The 16313-nt window shown below is 62.1% G+C and carries 14 protein-coding genes; 5 read left to right on the forward strand and 9 right to left on the reverse strand.

Translation table 11 applies throughout. The features are described 5' to 3' along the window. Positions 1 to 62: 62 nt before the first annotated feature. The 7 genes from GJT30_15685 to GJT30_15715 form a co-directional block, all read right to left on the reverse strand. Positions 63 to 2657: an EAL domain-containing protein gene (locus GJT30_15685; protein ID MSM41058.1), complete on the reverse strand. Its 2595-nt coding sequence runs from the start codon at positions 2655 to 2657 to the stop codon at positions 63 to 65. Between the two features lie 110 nt (positions 2658 to 2767). Continuing rightward, positions 2768 to 3340 (reverse strand): methyltransferase domain-containing protein, encoded by a 573-nt coding sequence (locus GJT30_15690; GenBank protein MSM41059.1) that lies wholly within the window; start codon positions 3338 to 3340, stop codon positions 2768 to 2770. Further along, on the reverse strand, positions 3340 to 4005 hold the full coding sequence (locus GJT30_15695) for a hypothetical protein (GenBank protein ID MSM41060.1): 666 nt from the start codon (positions 4003 to 4005) through the stop codon (positions 3340 to 3342). Before GJT30_15695 ends, GJT30_15690 begins: the two co-directional genes overlap by 1 nt. Next, positions 3995 to 5413 carry an MATE family efflux transporter gene (locus GJT30_15700; protein ID MSM41061.1) on the reverse strand — a complete coding sequence of 473 codons (1419 nt, stop codon included), beginning with the start codon at positions 5411 to 5413 and terminating at the stop codon, positions 3995 to 3997. Before GJT30_15700 ends, GJT30_15695 begins: the two co-directional genes overlap by 11 nt. Before the next feature lie 78 nt (positions 5414 to 5491). Continuing rightward, positions 5492 to 6223, reverse strand: a complete 732-nt coding sequence (locus GJT30_15705) for an ATP-binding cassette domain-containing protein (protein ID MSM41062.1) — start codon at positions 6221 to 6223, stop codon at positions 5492 to 5494. After that, positions 6213 to 6998, reverse strand: coding sequence for an ABC transporter permease subunit (locus GJT30_15710; GenBank protein MSM41063.1), 786 nt, complete (start codon positions 6996 to 6998; stop codon positions 6213 to 6215). Before GJT30_15710 ends, GJT30_15705 begins: the two co-directional genes overlap by 11 nt. A 20-nt stretch (positions 6999 to 7018) precedes the next feature. Continuing rightward, positions 7019 to 7810, reverse strand: a complete 792-nt coding sequence (locus GJT30_15715) for a transporter substrate-binding domain-containing protein (GenBank protein MSM41064.1) — start codon at positions 7808 to 7810, stop codon at positions 7019 to 7021. Between the two features lie 263 nt (positions 7811 to 8073). Here GJT30_15715 and hcp point away from each other — a divergent pair, with 263 nt between their 5' ends. Both hcp and GJT30_15725 read left to right on the forward strand, forming a co-directional pair. Continuing rightward, on the forward strand, positions 8074 to 9720 hold the full coding sequence (gene hcp / locus GJT30_15720) for a hydroxylamine reductase (GenBank protein MSM41065.1): 1647 nt from the start codon (positions 8074 to 8076) through the stop codon (positions 9718 to 9720). Positions 9721 to 9884: 164 nt separating this feature from the next. Then, a complete protein-coding gene (locus GJT30_15725; GenBank protein MSM41066.1) occupies positions 9885 to 11129 on the forward strand; it encodes an MFS transporter in 1245 nt (414 codons plus the stop codon). A 150-nt stretch (positions 11130 to 11279) separates the two neighbouring features. Here the strand turns inward: GJT30_15725 and GJT30_15730 are convergent, their stop codons facing one another. Then, positions 11280 to 11597, reverse strand: coding sequence for a tetratricopeptide repeat protein (locus tag GJT30_15730; protein MSM41067.1), 318 nt, complete (start codon positions 11595 to 11597; stop codon positions 11280 to 11282). 129 nt (positions 11598 to 11726) lie between these two features. Here GJT30_15730 and GJT30_15735 point away from each other — a divergent pair, with 129 nt between their 5' ends. Next, positions 11727 to 13010 carry a bifunctional O-acetylhomoserine aminocarboxypropyltransferase/cysteine synthase gene (locus tag GJT30_15735; protein MSM41068.1) on the forward strand — a complete coding sequence of 428 codons (1284 nt, stop codon included), beginning with the start codon at positions 11727 to 11729 and terminating at the stop codon, positions 13008 to 13010. Positions 13011 to 13079: 69 nt separating this feature from the next. Here the strand turns inward: GJT30_15735 and GJT30_15740 are convergent, their stop codons facing one another. Continuing rightward, entirely contained in the window at positions 13080 to 13562 is a 483-nt protein-coding gene (locus GJT30_15740) for a hypothetical protein (GenBank protein MSM41069.1), read from the reverse strand. Positions 13563 to 13789: 227 nt separating this feature from the next. Between GJT30_15740 and GJT30_15745 the strand changes: the two genes are divergently transcribed. Continuing rightward, positions 13790 to 15415: a fumarate hydratase gene (locus GJT30_15745; GenBank protein ID MSM41070.1), complete on the forward strand. Its 1626-nt coding sequence runs from the start codon at positions 13790 to 13792 to the stop codon at positions 15413 to 15415. 103 nt (positions 15416 to 15518) lie between these two features. After that, complete coding sequence (locus GJT30_15750) at positions 15519 to 16265, forward strand: RNA pseudouridine synthase (GenBank protein MSM41071.1); 747 nt, start codon at positions 15519 to 15521, stop codon at positions 16263 to 16265. Positions 16266 to 16313 lie beyond the last annotated feature (48 nt).

Genomic DNA, 16313 nt, shown 5'->3' on the forward strand with positions numbered 1-16313 from the left:
CAACAAGGAATGAAGCAGCTCGTAGCTGCAGCTTAACAGAACTATTAGCATTGTCAAATTAATTATCGATTTTTTTCTGCCTGGCGCCGCTGGCGGACCAGGGCGGCGAAGTCCTCCGGCGGCAGCGGCCTGCTGAAGAAAAAGCCCTGGACCTCCTGGCAGCCGTAAGCACGCATGAACTCCAGCTGCTCGATGGTCTCCACCCCCTCTGCCACCACCTCCAGCTTCAGGTTATGCGCCATGGAGATAATGGTCTTTGCGATCACCGCATCGCCCGGCTCGGTAATGACGCCGGCCACAAAGGAGCGGTCGATCTTGAGGGTATCGATGGGAAAGCGCCGCAGATAGGCAAGGGACGAATAGCCAGTGCCGAAATCGTCCACGGCGATCCGCACTCCCATCTCCTTGATGCCTGCCAGCTTGCCCACCGCCTGCTGCACATCCCCCATCAGCATGCTCTCGGTGATCTCCACCTCCAGGAAATCGGGCAACAGGAAGCTCTCCCGCAATGCCCGCGCTATCATCTCCTCAAGCCCCTGCTGACTGAACTGCCTCCCCGACAGGTTGACCGACACCCGCAGTCCGCGCAGGCCATCCTCCTGCCAGGCACGGGTCTGGCGACACGCCTCCCGCACTACCCATTCCCCGACCTGGACGATCAGGCCGGTATCCTCCAGGAGCCCGATGAAGCGGTCCGGACCCACCAGCGGGCCATCAGAAGGCTGCCAGCGGATAAGCGCCTCCATCCCTACCACTGCGCCGTCGTGAGCCCGCACCCTGGGCTGGTAATGGAGGACGAATTCGCCCCGCTCCAGGGCATGGCGCATCTGCAACTCCAGTTCCAGCCGGTCGTGGACCTTCCGGTTCATCTCGTCGGCAAAGAACTTGAAACTGTTACGGCCATGTTCCTTGACCAGATACATGGCAATATCGGCATTCTTCAACAGCTTGTCCCCGGTCGTACCGTCGGTGGGAGACATGCTGATGCCGATGCTGACCGTCACGAACACCTCCTGCCCCTCGACGTCGAACGGCTTCTCGAACTGGCGTTCCAGCCGCTCGGCAACCAGCGCCACCTCTTCGGTCGTTATGTTGGAAAGAAGGATGACGAATTCGTCCCCCCCGAGCCGGGCAACGGTATTGTATCTCCTGGTCATGGTGGTAAGCCGCCCGGCAACCTGCTTGAGAAGCGCATCCCCAGCGGCATGACCGAGGGAGTCGTTGACGTACTTGAAGTTGTCGAGATCGAGGAGCAGCACCGCCTGGGGCAGCCCGGTCCGGTCGCCGAGGGCCAGCAACTGTTCGAGGCGGTCGCGGAGCAGGTTGCGGTTGGGCAGGCCGGTGAGCGAATCGTGGCTGGCCTGGTGCATCAGTTCGGCCTCGTACCGTTTCCGTTCGGTGATGTCGTGCAGCAGCAGGCAGGCCACCTGCTCCCCCCTGACCGAGGTGCGGCTGGCACAGGCGTCCATGACGGCAATCGACCCATCCTGGCACCTGATGCTGATCTCCATCCAGGGAACCTGCTGTTCCTGGGCCAGCCGCTGCATCTGCAGCTCCAGCAGGGTGCAGTCGTCGACCAGGAAATCGCAGAAAGGCCTGCCGACGAGATCCTTCTTGGGATAGCCCAACAGCTCGGACACGGCGTGGTTCGCATCCAGGACCTTCCGGTCGGTGACGGAAACCAGGACAACCCCCTCGGCAGCGTGCTCAACCACCGAGCTGTAGAGATGTTCCGTCTCTTTCCGCCGCAACCGGGATGCCTGCAGCTTGCCCATGAATCGGAGGCTGACAAAGAGGATAGTCAGGGCCAAAATGATAAACCAGACGATGAAGTAGCCGATGGTCTGCTTCCCCTGCTGCGTGATCTGCCGGGGCAGGTCCACGCGAACCACGGCCGCGGGCTGGCCATAAACATCGTTCAGCAGGATATGGCCGACGAGAAGGTCCTCCCCGCGATCGAGATGGATCGAGGCCATAGAGGTGATCTTCGTCGTACAGGCCAGCAGTTGGTCTTTCCGGGCAGGATCGTCCGTGGGGAGTATCCGCAGGGGGAGGAGGGTCAGTCCGCCGAGCCGGGCAACCTCTTCCTGGCCCAGATAACGCCCCATAATGAGAGTGCCGCGGATGGGTCCCTGGTACTGGCTGGTGATGATCGGTCGGGAGGCCACGAGCATCGGCCTGCCTGAAAGCGTTATCAGCCCGGTTCTGCCGTTTTTCAGGTTATCGTGTCGCAGCAGGCAGCCGCCCGGTGCCAGATGCCGCATCAGGTCTGCCGGTACCGGAACGGCCCGCCCTTCCTTCAGATCGATGGATCTGGCATAAACGAGTTCGGCCGAGGGGCGTACGAAGGCGATGAGATTGACGCGGAGCCGGATCAGGGTCTGATCGTCGAGATTGCTGGTGATATAGGACCGGTCGCCGTCGGCAATGAACCGGCAGGTATCGTCCCAACCGGCATAGTCGGCTGTCGAGGCGTCCAGGTAGCCGAGGTCGTTGTCAATGGCGCTCGTGACCCGCTGCAGGTCCTGCAGGGCCCGCTCTTCCTCCACCCTGACATAGCTGTCCAGGAAGATGAACTTGCTGCTCACCAGCAGGAACAGCAACACCGCGCAGAGGACCGATGCGACGGTTGCTATGCTCTTGTTCCGCCTCTCCATGAACTGCTCGTACCCCTCGCCTTGCCCGGATCCAGCCTGCTGTACCACGTATCCATATCGACGTGGTGCGGTGGAACTTCACCGTTTCAAACTATTTTGTAATGAATTCCTCATCCTTCTTTCTGAAAGATCAGGCGGGCAGAGGGAGATGACGCCTGGGGAGACTCGGAAGCGTGCAGGATGGAACCTGGCAGGGAGCAAAAGAGCTGTTCCAGCTCTCCCTGTTGGAGGAGAAAGCTCCGGTTGGTGGTTGGCGGGGCAAGGGGGCCATCCAGCAGGGTCTCGACCAGGACGATGCCGCCGGGGGAAAGGGCCTCGACCATGACGGGAAACAGGCCGCGCAAGAGGAAGTTGATGTTGACGATCAGGTCGAAGGGGCCGGCAAACGTCCTCTTTTCCAGGTCTGTCCGGCGGAACCGGATGGTGAGCCCTTCGCTGCGAGCGCGCCGGCGGGCCTTTGCCAGCCCCTGCTCGGAGATGTCCAGCCCGGTGACCAGGAAACCGCTTTGGGCCAGGAAGATGCTGTTGCGTCCCTCGCCGCAGGCGATATCCAGTGCACGCCGGCCGGGGCAGCGGCTTTTCAGCAGGTCGATGCTCTCCGCCAGGAAGGTGGACGGCCCAGTCCCGAGCAGGAAGCCTGCGCCGGCATAGCGTTCATTCCATTTCCTCCGGTCGGCTTCCATCATTTGAACCTGATGATGAAACGGGTGCCGATCACCTCTTCCTGCTGGGTCGCACCGGACTTCCACTGTTCTTTCAACAGGTTCTGGTCGTAGAAGAGGTTGAAGTCCACGCGGCGGCCAAGCTTTACCCCCATCTCACCCGACCAGGTGAGGGTTGAAGTTGGCAGGCGGAAGAGTTCGTAGTCGTGTTTGCCGCTCCCAGAGAGAAAGGTTCCCCCACCGGTTGTCCGGAGATCGGTGAATTCATAGTTGTAAAGGGGGATCTTGGTTGCCGCGGAGAGGTAGACGGAGTCGGAGAGATGGAGCGTACCGCCAGCCCGGGCGTGCAGCCGGTGCAGGACATCCTCGTAACCCCGGCCCAGCTCCCGCTGCTGGGTGACGTGGCCGAAGCCGAACTGCGGGGAAAAGAGCACGCTGCCGCCGCTTTTCAGGCCGAGCCCTGCAGTGGTAAGCACCACGTCCGGCTCGAACACCTGCCTGATGCCATAGGTATCACCCACCCGCAGGCGATCGGCCAGGTTCGGCATGACACCTCCCCATGCAGGCAGCGCCAGAGGCTCGGTGCTGGCAGGCGGATCGACCTTGTTGGCCGCATGCACCCGCAACGGCGTGCAGAGAATCGCCGCCAACAGAGACATCAGCATGATGAGCGCACTAACTGCCACTATCCGACCTCGCTTCCGCGGGCTGCGCTGCCTCCAGGAGCAGTTTGTCAGCTGCGTCCCGCGCCATGACCCTGAGCATGTGACGGGTATAGATCACCGACATCGCTGCGGCGATCCAGGTAACCAGCAGGATTCCCCACCAGACCCCACTCAGGCCCCAGCCCAGATACCCCGCCAGCAGGGGGAATGCAACCAGGGGGGCTGCCAGCTGGCGGAAAAGGCCGATCCAGAGGGCGAAGGCGGGTTTCTGCAACCCCTGCAGGGCCGCATTGTTGATGTAGAGGATCACGTAAGCGCCGAGCACGAAGGCGTTCACGCGGAAATAGCCGATGCCGGCAGCAATCACCTCAGGATCCCTGGTAAAGAGCTTGAGCAGCACTCCTCCCCCCAGAAAGACCGCCACTGAACCGAACGCCATGAGCAGCAAGCCCCCCCGCAGCGCCGTGCCCGGCGTTTCCGAGACCCTCGCGAACTGCCCTGCCCCGTAATTCTGGGCCACCAGCGTCAGCGTTGCAATGTTGAGCCCCATGACCGGCAGCAGGACGATCTGTTCGACCCGGGTGCAGATACCGTAGGCTGCCACTGCAGACGTGCCGTAGCGGCCGATGAACCAGGTGATGACGAAAATCCCCAGGGAGACCGTGAGCATGTTGAGGCTGGCCGGCACCCCCTGGCTGAACAGGCGGATAAACGAATCCTTCCGCGGGATGAAGTGCCACGCGGAAAAGGGCGTTAAAAGCCCCGTGCCGATCACCCGGCGCAGCAGGTAGAACCCGCCCATCCCCTGGATCGCCACCGTGGCCCAGGCGATGCCGGGGAGCCCCAGCGGCGGGAGGCCGAACCCGCCGTACATGAACCAGGGGTCCAGCAGCAGGTTGAGCAGAAAGCCCGCCACCAAGAAGTTGCGGAAGCTCCGCGTATCGCCGGTGGCGCTCAGGATGGCGTTGCAGACGTAGTTCCCCAGAAAGAAGACCGACCCGCTGAACAGGGCGCGCATGCAGCCAACCGCCAGCGCCAGGTACTCTCCCGAAGCACCCATGCGGGTGAATATCCAAGGGGTCGCCACAATCCCGGCTACCGTCACCAGCAGGGCATGGACCAGGGCAAAGGAAAATGCCTGAGCGGCATACCGCTTGGCATCTTCGAGCCTCCCGGCGCCGAGTCCGTGGCCGATGAGCGACGTGGTGGCCATGAGGATGCCGACCCCCACGGCAATGATAACGAAGAACAGCGGAAAGCAGAGCGCCAGCGAAGCAATGGCGCTGGTGGAGATCCGGCCGGCATAGAAGGTATCCACCACGTTGAACATGGTGTTGAAAAAGAACCCGACCCCCACCGGCACGGCCAGTTGGCGGAGGAGCCGGGGAATCGGCTGATGCAGCAGGTCCGTGTTGTTGGTCGTCATCATTCTAGAGTATCGCAGAAATGCCGAACGGCGCAAGGATTGACCGTGCTCCCCTCCAGATCGGCAGGGAACAGGGTGTCATCAGTATTTGAGGATCTTTGCCAGAAAGCTGCGGAGCTGCTCACTGCGGGGAGCGGCGAAAAAGTCCGGCGCCGGCCCCTCTTCCAGGATCTCCCCCTCGCCGACAAACAGGCAGTGGTCCGCCACGCTCCGTGCAAACCCCATGTGGTGGGTCACCATGATCAGGTCCCGCCCTTCTGTGCGCAGTTCGCCGATCACGTCCAGCACCTCGGCGGTCATCTCCGGGTCGAGTGCCGAGGTCGGCTCGTCGAAGAGAAGAAATCGCGGTTTGATGGCAATCGCCCGGACAATGGCCACCCGCTGCTGTTGCCCCCCTGAAAGCTCTGCCGGCCGTTTCCCGGCATGGGGAGCGAGCTGAAAACGCTCCAAGAGAGCCATGGCATGGTCGCGGGCAGCCGGCCGCGCATAGCCGTGGACCTTTTCCAGGGGGAGGATGATGTTCTCCAGCGCCGACAGGTGGGGAAAGAGATTGAAAGACTGGAAGACCGTGCCGATGCTCCGCCGGTGCCTGAGCAGCGCCGCCTGCCCCGATTCCAGACGTTCGCCGTCGATGAACAGCTCCCCCTGGTCCGGGATCTCCAGTCCGGCGATGAGCCGGAGCAGCGTGGTCTTCCCCCCTCCCGACGGGCCGATGACCGCCACGGCATGGGCTTCGGGCAGCGCGAGCGTGGTCTCCTTGAGGGCCTGGTGTTCGCCGAACCGCTTGGCTATGCCGACCAGCTCAATGCGCATAGCGGTATTTCCGTTCCAGCGCTCTGCTGGCCAGCGAGATGGGAAGGGTGAGCAGGAGATAGCCGACGGCAAGGGGGATGTAGCTCTCCAGGGTGCTGTAGGTGTAGGCGTTCACCTCCTGGGCATTGAGGGTGAACTCGCTCACGGCGATGATGGAGAGGAGCGACGAATCCTTGATGATGGAGGCGAACTGCCCTGCCAGCGGCGGGATCAACTGGCGGGCCACCTGGGGGAAGATAACGAAACGGTAGATCTGGCCGCGGGTCAAGCCGATGGAACTGGCCGATTCCAGCTGGGATTCGCCGACGCTCTCGATCCCTGCACGGATGATCTCGGAGATATACGCACCGGCAAACAGCGACAGGGTGATCACCCCGACCAGGTAGCGGTTGTCGATCCCGAAGGCATCGGCAACCACGTAGAAAAAGACCAGGATCTGCACCAAGAGGGGAGTCCCGCGGATCAGCTCCACGTAGAGGGTGCCGGTGTACCGGACCGGCAGGAAGGGGCAGCGACGGGCCAGGGCAGCGACCAGGCCGACCACCAGGCTGGTGAAAAGGGCCACGCACGAGATGGCAATGGTGGTCAGCCAGCCGTTGAAGAGCTTCTGCCGGTAGTCGGCAATGGCGCCCCAGTTCCAGCCGTACTGGAGCTGGCCGAATGCGAAGGTAAAGACCCCTCCCACTGCCAGGAAGACCAGCAGCCAGGAGATGAGGCGCGCCAGAGCGGCGAGCGGGCCGGCCTCTCCCCGGCGCTGTGTCAGCAGTGAGAATATCCCGGACACTCCTTTACCGCCTAGAGGAAGAACGGATAGCCGAGACGTTTGAATTCCTGCTTCATCTCTTTCATGTAGCGGTCCCCCAGCCGGTCAAAGCCGCCGGACGAGCGGTAGCTCCGGATGAAGTCGTTGATCTGCCGGCGCAGCGGCTCGTTCCCCTTGCGAATCCCGATCGCCCACGACTCCTTCTGGAACGGGGCAAGGATGGCGCGGGTGGTTGCCCGGTTGCGCTGCCAGTTCTGGTAGACGGACATCTGGTCGTATATGAAGGCGTCGGCCTTCCCCTGCACCACCTCCAGCACCGCTGCCGATTCCTTGTCCAGCACGAGGAGACGGGCCTTTTTCAGGTTCTTCGCGGCATAGAGATGGCCGGTGGTCCCCTTCTTCACCGCCACAGTGCGGCCGGGCCGGTCCAGGTCCCTGATCGTCGCGGCGGGAGAATCCTTTTTCAGCAGCAGACAGAGGCCGGTCTGCAGGTAGGGGTCGGAAAAATCGATGGACCTGGCCCGCTCCTCGGTGGCGGTCATGGAGGAGATGATCAGGTCGATCTTGCCGGTCTTCAGGGCCGGTATCAGGCCGTCGAATGCCATATTCTCGATCTTCACCGGTCTCCCCAGGGCCTTCCCCAGATCGTGGGCCAGATCGACGCTGACCCCGCTCGGCGAACCGCTCTTGTCGGTCATCTCGAAGGGGGGATAGGCCAGCTCCATTCCCACCCGGAGCGGTTCCTGCCCGGCAGCGGCAATGGCCGCGGTCAGACAGCAGACGAACAGCCCGATCACCCCGATACGTGTCATCAATCGTTTCATCCAGACCCCCCTTTCCCCGGCAGCCCATCCGCTGCCGATGTCAGCCACAGTCTATCCCGCAGCCACCGGATGTCAACAGCACAGAGCCTCCCCATCCGGCCGTTGCCTAATTTTCGGCTTTCCGCACTCTCTTGACCCACGTCAAGGAATGGAAGGGACAAATCGGATAGGGTTGGTCTCAAAGAGGCGGTTGCTTCATCGGCAGATAGAGATATAGTGGTGGTATTCACCCGACAATCAACTCTCAAAGAGGAGGAATGAGTATGGGAATGTTTTGCAATCAGTGTGAACAGGCAGCCAATGGCGTGGGATGCAATATCTCCGGGGTCTGCGGCAAGAAACCCGACGTAGCGGCACTGCAGGATCTGCTGCTGTACGGACTGAAGGGGATCGCCCTCTATGCGGCCAAGGCGCGCGAGCTGGGGGCCAAGAACGACGCCATCGACCGTTTCGTGGTCGAGGGGCTCTTCACCACCGTCACCAACGTGGATTTCGACCCTAACCAGATCGAGAAGGCGGTGCGCGCGAGCATCGACGTGCGTAACCAGGCCAAGGCCCTCTATGAGCAGGCCTGCCAGGCCAAGGGCGCCACACCCGCCGCCATCGCCGCACCCCAGGCCACCTGGACCCCGGCTGCCGACCAGGCAGGACTGATTCGCCAGGGAGAGGAGCACGGCCTCAACACACTCCATGTCAACGAAGACATCCGCTCGGTCATCGAGATCCTTACCTACGGCCTGAAGGGGATGGCAGCCTACATGGACCACGCCCTCATCCTGGGCAAGAACGACGAAGAGGTCATGGCCTTTTTCCACAAGGCGCTGGCAGCCACCACCGACGCCAACCTGGGTCTCATGGACTTCGTGGGGCTCTGCATGGAGTGCGGCAAGCAGAACATCACCGCCATGGGGATCCTCAATGCCGGGCACGTGGAGAACTACGGCCATCCGGTGCCGACCCCGGTGGAGCTCGGCACCCGCGCCGGCAAGGCGATCCTGGTCTCAGGCCATGACCTGAAGATGCTGGAAGAGCTGCTCAAGCAGACCGAAGGGAAAGGGATCAACATCTACACCCACGGCGAGATGCTGCCTGCCCACGGCTACCCCGGCCTCAAGAAGTATTCCCACCTGGTGGGTAACTTCGGCGGCGCCTGGCAGGACCAGGCCAAGGAGTTCGCCAACTTCCCCGGCGCCATCATCTTCAACACCAACTGCATCCAGCGCCCGGCCGATTCCTACAAGGACCGGCTCTACACCTGGGGGCTGGTGCAGTGGCCCGACGTAACCCACATCGAGGGGTGGGATTTCTCCGCAGTCATTGCCAAGGCCCAGGAATGTGCCGGCTTCCCGGACAATCCGGGGCAGCAGATCCTGACCGGCTTCGGCCACAACGCCGTGCTCGGCGTGGCCGACAAGGTGATCGAGGCGGTGAAGAGCGGTGCCATCAAGCACTTCTTCCTGGTCGGCGGCTGCGACGGCGCCAAATCCGGCCGCAACTACTACACCGAATTCGCTGAGAAGGCGCCGGCCGACACGGTCATCCTGACGCTCGCCTGCGGCAAGTTCCGCTTCAACAAGCTCGAATTCGGCGACATCGGCGGCATCCCCCGGCTTCTCGACGTGGGGCAGTGCAACGACGCCTATTCGGCGGTCCAGATCGCCGTGGCCCTGGCAGGCGCCTTCAAGTGCGGCGTCAACGACTTGCCGCTCTCCTTCATCCTTTCCTGGTACGAGCAGAAGGCCGTGGTCATCCTGTTGTCGCTCCTCCACCTCGGGATCAAGAACATCAAGCTCGGGCCGTCACTTCCGGCCTTTGTCACCCCCAACGTCCTCAACTTCCTGGTGGAGAACTTCAACATCGGCCCCATCACCACCGTGGACGCAGACCTGAAGGCGGCCATGGGCGCATAGGCCCGCACCGCCATGCCGCAACGCCAGTGGCGCGGGGTCATCGACCCCGCGCCACTTGTCGTTCATCCTCTTGCCGGCTCATCAATCCTTGACAAACCCCGGCCGGCTGACTTATGAAAGGGACTGAACCGCTCACGCACCCCACCCCCCTTGCGAGGTCCGCCATGTCCAGCCAACCCTCTTCAGCCGCCGGCATCCGCGCCGCCCTCACCCTACCGGTCATCGTTGCCGCCCTTGGTTATTTTGTCGATATCTACGACCTGGTGCTGTTCAGTATCGTCCGGGTGCCGAGCCTCAAGGCGCTCGGGCTGTCGGGCCAGGGCCTGATCGACCAGGGGGTCTTCCTGCTCAACATGCAGATGGCCGGGATGCTCATCGGCGGGATCATCTGGGGGGTGCTGGGGGACCGGCAGGGGCGGTTGAAGATCATGTTCGGCTCGATCTTTCTCTATTCCCTGGCCAATATCATGAACGGCATGGTTTCGACGCTGCCGGCCTATGCCGCGCTCCGCTTTCTCGCCGGGGTCGGCCTGGCCGGTGAGCTGGGGGCCGGCATCACCCTGGTGGCCGAGGTCCTGCACAAGAGCGTGCGGGGCTACGGCACCATGATCGTCGCCTCCATCGGTGTCTCCGGGGCGATCCTGGCCAACATCGTGGCAAAATCCTTCGACTGGCGGACCGCCTTCTACATCGGAGGGGTATTGGGGCTCCTGCTGCTGATCACCCGGATCAGCGTGGCCGAATCGGGCATGTTCAAGGGCATGGAGGGGAAAAACGTCGCCAAGGGGAACTTCCTCGCCCTGTTCACCGACAGGCACCGCTTCGGGCGCTACATCCACTCCATCCTGATCGGCGTCCCCACCTGGTTCGTGGTCGGGGTGCTCATTACCTTTTCCCCGGAATTCGCCAAGTCCCTGCAGGTAACGGGGCCGGTATCGGCCGGGAACGCGGTCATGTTCTGCTACCTTGGCCTGGTCTTCGGCGACCTGGCCAGCGGCATGCTCTCTCAGTGCCTGCAGAGCCGCAAAAAGGTCGTCCTCATCTTCCTGGGGTTCACAATCCTGGGGATCGCCTGGTACTTCGTCGCCTTCGAGGTACAGCCATTCTACTTCTACACCATCTGCGCCTTCCTCGGCTTCGGCAGCGGCTACTGGGCCATCTTCGTCACCGTTGCCGCCGAGCAGTTCGGCACCAACCTGCGCGCCACCGTCGCCACCACGGTCCCCAACTTCGTCCGCGGCATGGTGGTGCCGATCACCCTGATGTTCCAGTTCTGCCGCCAGCAGTTCGGCCTGGAACGGGGTGCGCTGGTGGTGGGGGGGGTCTGCATGGCCGTTGCCCTTTTCTCCCTCTGGCGGCTGGAAGAGACCTTTCATAAGGACCTGGACTACTTCGAGGAGTTCTTGTAGCAGGTTGTTGAAAACCAGCCATCTCGCCGCCGTCCTCGAAAGCCGCCTTGTGCGGCGTGGCGCTGCCACGCCTCCGCGGGGCTTTCTGCGGGTGCGACGATCTGACTGGTTTTGAACAACCTGATAGATGCCGGCTCCCCCTGCCGCGGGCTAGGAAAAGAGCGACCTGATCCGCCCCAGCAGGCGATTGAGCCAGTGCTCCCGCCCGAGCGACGGAAAGACCGGCAGGTCGCGCCAGCCGAGAGCGGTCAGCTCGTCGACTATGCGCTGGTTGTTCTCAAAGAGCAGACCGTCGCGAAAGGTGCGGATCGCCTCCCTTTTCCGGCCGGTGCGGACATAGATCCGCCCCAGGTTGAGATAATGAACCGACTTCCCCGGTTCCTGTTCGATAGCAGCAAGGCAGAGTTCCCGCGCCTTGTCCAGTTCACCCTTTTCCAGCAATACCTGCAGTTCGTTCTGCTCAACCATGCCACAGCCTCCAACCTGTTTCCCTGCATGAGCGCATGCAGGTTTCCTGTTCCGCTCTTCGCGCTAATCTGCTATGATGCTGATCCGTTTTCTCAGAAATCTGCTGTCACTATCCCGTGGAGGAAAGATATGAGCACCCAGTGGAAAATCGAGACCCAGGCAGTCCAGGGGGCGTATGCCCCCAAGCCGGGTGAACCGCGCGTCGTCACCATCTGCCAGAGCACGACCTTCAAATACGACAGCGCCGAATACATGGCCAAGCTGTTCGACCTGGAAGTGCCGGGGCATTTCTATACCCGGCTCGGCAACCCCACCAGCGAGGCCTTCGAGCAGAAACTGGCCATGATGGAGGGGGGCGTCGGCGCCCTGGCCACCTCGGCGGGCCAGGCAGCCACCACCCTTTCCATCTTCAACATCTGCCAGGCCGGCCAGCACTTCGTCACCGCCAGCACCCTCTACGGAGGCACCTACAACCTCTTTGCCTCCACCCTCCCCAAGATGGGGATCGAGGTGACCTTTGTCGACCCGGAGGCATCGATCGATGAGATCCTCAAGGCGTTCCGGCCCAATACCAGGGCGCTCTTCGCCGAGACCATCGGCAACCCCGGCCTTAATGTGCTGGACTTCGCCAAGTTCAGCGCCATTGCCAAAGAGAAGAACGTGCCGCTCATCATCGACAGCACCTTTGCCACCCCTTACCTCTGCCGCCCCTTTGAGCACGGCGCCAACATCGTGGTCCACTCCGCCACCAAGTATATCGACGGCCATGCCACCAGCGTGGGCGGGGTGATCGTGGACGGCGGCAACTTCGACTGGGAAGGGGGCAACTATCCGGAGCTGACCGAGCCCGATACCAGCTACCATGGCCTGCAGTACGTGAAGACCTTCGGACCGGCCGCCTACATCGTCAAGGCCAGGGTCCAGCTCATGCGCGACCTGGGGATGACGCCGGCCCCGATGAATTCGTTCCTCTTCAACCAGGGGCTGCATACCCTGCCGCTCCGGATGCAGCGCCACAGCGACAACGCCCTGGCCGTGGCCAGGTTCCTGGAGAGCCACCCGTCCGTCAGCTGGGTCAAGTACCCCGGTCTGGAAAGCCACCCGAGCCATGACCGTGCCCTGAAATATCTCCCCCTGGGGTCCAGCGGCGTCCTCACCTTCGGCATCAAGGGAGGGGCAACGGCCGGGAAGATTTTCATGGAGAGCTGCAAGCTGGTCGCCCTGGTGGTCCATGTGGGGGATGCGCGCAGCTGCGTGCTCCATCCCGCCTCCACCACCCACCGCCAGCTCACCGAGGAGCAGCAGAACGCCTCCGGCGTCACCCCGGACCTGATCCGGCTCTCGGTCGGGATCGAACACCAGGACGACATCATCGCCGACATCGACCAGGCCCTGGCGCTGAGCCAGAAATAGGAGCTCCCACAGCAAAGCCCGCCTCCCGGCGGGCTTTTTTCATGCATGCATGGAGCTCCACAACCGCCATTATTTGGCAGCAGGAGGTTCTGGAGCCCTTGGCGCCGGTAGTTCGGCAGGCGTCGGGCATGCCTGCCCCTGCACCAGGTCGAGCCGCGAACCGGGCGGGATCTCCTCCCATGCAGTCTTGCCGGCCAGATTGAACTCGGTGATCTTCCCCCCCTTGCTGTCGAAGTGAGCCACCCCACGCAGCCGCGAGGTACCGGCCTCGCAGTTGAGATCATAGGTATAGAGGGTAAAGGCCAGTTCGGCATAGCGCTTGTCGTTCTCCAGGATTTTCTGGGCATCCTGCTTCCCCTCCGGCGTGTAGACCGCCTTCAAGGTTACGATGACCAACCCTTCCGGAGTTGTGACGTTTGCCGCCATATCGTGGAAAAAATCGAACTGATCGGACGAGTCGATCAGGTCCCAGTCGGGGGCCGCTCCCCAGGCGACGGGTGAACTCAGGAGCAGTGCGGCAACAAGGGTCAGCAGCAGTACGTGCAGTTTCATGGATGCCTCCTCGGACAGATCGAACAGTGATTGGACTACAGGTAGATGATACCCTGCCGGGAGCAATCCGCAACCTGCTGTACCCCTTATCCACCCTTCTCCGGAGCCGGATAAACTTCCCTCTCGACAAAATCAGATTTTTCCAATATTATTCCGACGAAAGTGTATACAGCATACACAGGCATCGCTTGTTGAAGCGGATATTCCCAGGAAAGGAGTAAGATGCTATGGCTACAAAACCCTTTGTTTACCAGGAGCCGTTCCCCCTCGCCAAAGACGAAACCAAGTACCGCAAGATCGAAGGATCGGAAAAGTACGTGACCGTGGAGCAGTTTGCAGGTCAGGATGTGGTACGGGTCTGCCCCGAGGCGCTGACCATCCTCGCCAACGAGGCCATGCGCGACGTCTCCTTCCTGCTGCGCCCCGAGCACAACGAGTCGGTTGCCAAGATCCTGCGCGATCCCGAAGCATCCATGAACGACAAGGGTGTTGCCATGGCGTTCCTCCGCAATGCCGAAATCGCCGCCAACTTCGAGCTGCCGGTCTGCCAGGATACCGGCACCGCCACCATCGTCGCCAAGAAAGGTCAGCAGATCTGGACCGGCGGCAAGGACGAGGAATTCCTTTCCAAGGGGGTTTACAAAACCTATACCGAGGAAAACCTCCGCTACTCCCAGACCGTGGCGCTGGACATGTACAAGGAAATCAATACCGGCACCAACCTGCCGGCCCAGATAGACATCCAGGCCGTTGACGGCGATTACTACAAGTTCCTCTTCATGGCAAAAGGGGGCGGTTCTGCCAACAAGACCATGCTCTTCCAGGAAACCAAGGCGCTGCTCACCCCCGATAGCCTGGTCAAGTTCCTGGTCTCCAAGATGAAGTACCTCGGCACCGCCGCATGCCCCCCCTACCACATCGCCGTGGTCGTCGGCGGCACCTCTGCCGATGCCTGCATGAAGGCCGTCAAGCTCGCCTCCGCCAAATACCTCGACGAACTGCCGACCGAAGGGAACGAGCACGGACAGGCATTCCGCGACCTCGAACTGGAGAAGATCCTGCTGGAAGAGGCCTACAAACTCGGTATCGGCGCCCAGTTCGGCGGCAAGTACTTCGCCCACGACATCCGCGTCATCCGCCTGCCGCGTCACGGCGCCTCCTGCCCGCTGGGCATGGCGGTATCCTGTTCCGCCGACCGCAACATCAAGGCGAAGATCAGCCGTGACGGTCTCTTTGTCGAAGAGATGGACCGCAACCCCGGCCGCCTCATCCCCGACCAGTATCGCGGCAAGCATGGCCACGGCGTCAAGATCGACCTGAACAGGCCAATAAAGGAAGTGCTGGCCGAGCTCTCCAAGCACCCGGTCTCCACACCGCTCCTGCTGAACGGCACCATCGTGGTCGGCCGCGACATCGCCCACGCCAAGTTCAAGGAGATCCTGGACTCCGGCAAGCCGCTCCCCGACTATCTCAAGAACCACCCGATCTACTACGCCGGGCCGGCCAAAACCCCGCCGGGCAAGGCATCAGGCTCCTTCGGCCCCACCACTGCCGGCCGGATGGACTCCTACGTCGATCTGCTCCAGGCAAACGGTGGCTCCCTGATCATGATCGCCAAGGGGAACCGGAGCCAGCAGGTAACCGATGCCTGCAAGAAGCACGGCGGGTTCTACCTCGGCTCCATCGGCGGACCGGCAGCGGTTCTGGCCGAAGAGAACATCAAGAAGGTCGAGTGCATCGACTTCCCCGAACTCGGCATGGAAGCAGTCTGGAAGATCGAAGTCGAGGACTTCCCCGCATTCATCCTGGTGGACGACAAAGGGAACGACTTCTTCAAGCAGCTCGGACTGTAACCAGCAGCCCGCAGTCACACAGGAACGCCCCCGGTTGCCCCTGCAGCCGGGGGCGTTCCTTTTTCCCCCGTGCCCGCGCCGCCAGACCGGGAGAAAGGCTCCCATGCCTGTTGCCAAACGCCCGCCAGCCAGATATCAGCCCAAGGGGCTTACCATCCTTTACGAGGACAGGGATATCATCGTGGCGGAAAAGCCGTCCGGCCTTCTGACCATAGGGACGGACCGGGACAAGACGAGAACGGCCCATGCCATCCTCAACGAGTACGTGCGCAGGGGCGATCCCCGCTCCCGCAACCGGGTCTACATCGTCCATCGCCTGGACCGGGAGACCTCCGGAATCCTGATCTTTGCCAGGAGCGAAACAGCCAAGATCTATCTGCAGGAACACTGGCAGGAGACCGACAAGCGCTACCTCACGGTCGTCTCCGGAAGACTGGCGGAAAAGGCCGGGACGATCAGCAGCTACCTGGCCGAGAACAGCGCCCTTACGGTCTATTCGACCCCTGACCCGGCCCTGGGAAAGCTGTCCCACACCGAGTATACGGTACTGAAGGAGGCCAAGGGGTACAGCCTGCTGGAGATCCGGCTGCTCACCGGGCGCAAACACCAGATTCGGGTCCACCTGTCGGAAAAGGGGAACCCCGTGGTCGGGGACAGGAAATACGGCAGGGGTAACGAGGTGCACGGGACCCTGGCGCTCCATGCCGGTTCGATCTCGTTCACCCATCCTGTCAGCGGAAAACGGTTGACCTTTACCACCCGCATCCCTGATTATTTCATCCGCCTGGTCGGCAGCATCGAATGGCCGGCAGGCAGCGGGGAAGGTCGCGAGACTCCGCTTCCCCCTTGATTCCGGGCAACATGGATCTCATCGTCATCGCAACGACGCATCTCTGCC

The sequence above is a fragment of the Geobacter sp. genome, assembly GCA_009684525.1.
In the GTDB taxonomy this organism is placed as follows: domain Bacteria; phylum Desulfobacterota; class Desulfuromonadia; order Geobacterales; family DSM-12255; genus Geoanaerobacter.

Coding starts and splice junctions, on each gene's coding strand:
- GJT30_15685 (MSM41058.1), bottom strand. CDS start 2,657: ATGGAGAGGCGGAACAAGAGCATAGCAACCGTCGCATCGGTCCTCTGC.
- GJT30_15690 (MSM41059.1), bottom strand. CDS start 3,340: ATGGAAGCCGACCGGAGGAAATGGAATGAACGCTATGCCGGCGCAGGC.
- GJT30_15700 (MSM41061.1), bottom strand. CDS start 5,413: ATGATGACGACCAACAACACGGACCTGCTGCATCAGCCGATTCCCCGG.
- GJT30_15705 (MSM41062.1), bottom strand. CDS start 6,223: ATGCGCATTGAGCTGGTCGGCATAGCCAAGCGGTTCGGCGAACACCAG.
- GJT30_15715 (MSM41064.1), bottom strand. CDS start 7,810: ATGAAACGATTGATGACACGTATCGGGGTGATCGGGCTGTTCGTCTGC.
- hcp (MSM41065.1), top strand. CDS start 8,074: ATGGGAATGTTTTGCAATCAGTGTGAACAGGCAGCCAATGGCGTGGGA.
- GJT30_15725 (MSM41066.1), top strand. CDS start 9,885: ATGTCCAGCCAACCCTCTTCAGCCGCCGGCATCCGCGCCGCCCTCACC.
- GJT30_15730 (MSM41067.1), bottom strand. CDS start 11,597: ATGGTTGAGCAGAACGAACTGCAGGTATTGCTGGAAAAGGGTGAACTG.
- GJT30_15735 (MSM41068.1), top strand. CDS start 11,727: ATGAGCACCCAGTGGAAAATCGAGACCCAGGCAGTCCAGGGGGCGTAT.
- GJT30_15740 (MSM41069.1), bottom strand. CDS start 13,562: ATGAAACTGCACGTACTGCTGCTGACCCTTGTTGCCGCACTGCTCCTG.
- GJT30_15745 (MSM41070.1), top strand. CDS start 13,790: ATGGCTACAAAACCCTTTGTTTACCAGGAGCCGTTCCCCCTCGCCAAA.
- GJT30_15750 (MSM41071.1), top strand. CDS start 15,519: ATGCCTGTTGCCAAACGCCCGCCAGCCAGATATCAGCCCAAGGGGCTT.